General features: G+C 78.2%; 2 protein-coding genes. Both read left to right on the top strand.

Annotation, left to right across the window (positions count from 1 at the left end):
• Positions 1-979, top strand: a 979-nt coding sequence (locus IEX99_RS22190) for a hypothetical protein (RefSeq protein ID WP_188904416.1), incomplete at its 5' end; no start/stop codon positions are given.
• A partial coding sequence (locus IEX99_RS22185; RefSeq protein WP_188904413.1) for a DUF927 domain-containing protein occupies positions 976-2755 on the top strand: 1780 nt, incomplete at its 3' end. The genes IEX99_RS22190 and IEX99_RS22185, both read left to right, overlap by 4 nt.

The following is a 2755-nucleotide window of genomic DNA, read 5'->3' as shown; positions in this document are numbered from 1 at the left end:
GCCGGCCGACAACACATGCGGCCTGACCGTGTGCGAGGCCGCCGCGCCGCATCTCCGCCTCGCCAAGACCTGGCGCGCGGACGGCTGCGAACCCTACGGCACCGCGCGCACGGTGAACCTCTACCCGGCCGCGCTCGACGGGCTCGACGCGCTGCACCGCCTGTTGGCGCGGCTCGCGGCGCGGCCGCGCTGCTGCGTCCTGCGCGGCGCCATCGCCGATCCGGCGCGCGCGCGCGGCGTGCGGCGGCTGCTGCACGACGACCACGCGACCGGCGAGCGGGCGACGCTGCGCGAGGCGGCGCGCCGGTGGGTTGCGCTCGACGTGGACGGCCTGCCGCTGCCCGAGGGCACCGATCCGCGCGCCCTGCCCGCCTGCGCGCGCGCCGCGCTGCCGCACCTCCCGCCGGCCTTCCGCGTCGCGCGTTGCGTCATCCAGGCGACCGCCTCGCACGGCATCAAGCCCGGCGCGCGTCTTCGTCTCTGGTTCTGGTTGGACCGCCCGACGCGCGGCGCCGAGTTGGCGACGTGGCTTGCCGGCGCGCCGGTGGATGCGAGCGCGTTCCGCCCCGCGCAGCCGATCTACACGGCGGCGCCGCTGTTCGAAGGCCGGCGCGATCCGCTGCCCGCGCGGCTGGCGCTGCTCGACGGCGCCGAGCCGGCGGTGCGGGTGCCGCCGGCGGCGTTGCTGACACCGACGCCGCCACCGCGCCCGCCGCGCCCGCGCGCGGCGGACGATGCCGCCGGCGCCCGCGCGCTCGCCTGGGCGCGCGCGCGCATCGCCGCGCAGCGCGAGGGGGCTCGACATGACACGGCGCTCCGCGTCGCCGGGTGGCTTGCGGCGCTGGCGCGGCGCGGCGAGGTGGCGCCGGCGGCGGTTGTCCGCGCCGTGGCCGAAGGCATCGCGGACGCCGGCAAGCCGCGCGCCGAGGGCGAGCGGATCGCCGCCTTCGCGCTGGCGAAGGAGGGCCTGGCGCGATGACCGACGCGGACACTCTCCTCGAAGGCAAGGCGCCGGCCGCCGAGGCGACCGAGGGCACCCGCAGCGCCGACGCGCCCGCCCTGCCGAGCGGCTTCGCCATGCGCCGCGACGGACTCTATTGGTTCCCGCCCGAGGATGACGCGCCGCCGCTGCACGTGTGCGGCCCGCTGACGGTGGCGGCGCTGACGCATGACGGCGAAGGGCGCGACTGGGGCGCCCTGCTGCAATGGCTTGATGGCGACGGGCGCGCGCACGAATGGGCGATGCCGCGCGCGATGCTGGCCGGCGACGGCACCGAGCTGCGCGCTCATCTGCTCTCGCGCGGCCTGTTCGTCGCGCCGGGGCGCCGGGCACGGGAGCGCCTGGCCGAGTATCTGATGCGCTCGGCGCCGGCCGCGCGCGTGCGCGTGGTGGGGCGGCTCGGCTGGCACGTCGGCGCCGACGGCCGTCGCGTGTTCGTGCTGCCCGACGAAACGCTCGGGCCGCCGGGCGCCGAGCGGGTGATGGTGCAGACCGAGCGGCCGGAGGCGCTGCCGCCGCTGCGCCGCGCCGGCACGCTTGAGGACTGGCAGCGCGCCGTGGCGGCGTTGGCGGAGGGCAACTCGCGCCTTGCCTTCGCCATCGGTGCCGCGCTCGCGGCGCCGCTGCTCGGGCTGCTCGACGCCGAGGGCGGCGGCTTCCACCTGCGCGGCCCGTCGTCGTCGGGGAAGTCCACGGCGTTGCACGTCGCCGGCTCGGTCTGGGGCGGCGGCGGGCTGCGCGGCTGGGCGCGGTCCTGGCGCAGCACCGACAACGCGCTTGAGGCGGTGGCGACGGCGCACAACGACCTGCTGCTTTGCCTCGATGAGATGGGCGAGTGCGAACCCGAGGCGCTGGCGCAGGCGGCCTACATGCTCGCCAACGGCTGCGGCAAGGGCCGCGCGGCGCGCGATGGCGGGGCGCGGCGCGTCCTCGATTGGCGCGTACTGTTCCTGAGCAGCGGCGAGGTTGGTCTCGGCGACCGGCTGGCCGAGGCGCGCGGCGGCCCGCGCCGGCTGCGCGCCGGGCAGGAAGTGCGGGTGCTCGACATTCCCGCCGAGGCCGGGCCGCACGGCCTGTTCGAGACGCTGCACGGGCACGCCAGCGGCGCGGCGCTGGCCGACGCGCTGCGCGAGGCGGCGCGGCGCTGTTACGGCACGGCCGGCCGCGCGTGGCTTGAAGTGCTGGCCGCCGATCCGGAGGGCGTGGCGGCGCAGGCGCGCGATTTGATGGCCGCGTTCCTGCGCGGTCACCTGCCGGCCGAGGCCGGCGGGCAGGTGCGGCGGGTGGCGGCGCGCTTCGCGTTGGTCGCGGCGGCGGGCGAGCTAGCCACCGGCGCCGGGATCCTGCCGTGGCCACCGGGCGAGGCCGAGCGGGCGGCGGGGGCCTGCCTCGGGGCGTGGCTTGCCGCGCGCGAGGCCGGCAGCGGCAGCGCCGAGGCCGCGCAGGCGGTGGCGCAGGTGCGGGGGTTCCTGATCGCGCACGGCGCCTCGCGGTTCGAGGCGGTGGGCGAGGGCGGGGAGCCCTCGGGCGAGCGCATCGTCAACCGCGCCGGATGGAGGAAGCGCGGGGACGATGGGCAGTGGCGCTTCTGGATCGCGACCGAGACATGGCGGCGCGAAGTCTGCGCCGGGCTCGATCCGCAGGCGGCGGCGCGGGCCCTGTTCCGGCGCGGGTTCATCGTCGCCGGCGAGGGCGGGCGCCTGACACAGAAGCCGCGCATCCCGGGCCTTGGCCCGACCCGGGTTTACGTGGTGC

Source organism: Caldovatus sediminis, from assembly GCF_014644455.1.
GTDB lineage: Bacteria > Pseudomonadota > Alphaproteobacteria > Acetobacterales > Acetobacteraceae > Caldovatus > Caldovatus sediminis.
This window is presented reverse-complemented; position numbering and strand designations above follow the sequence as displayed.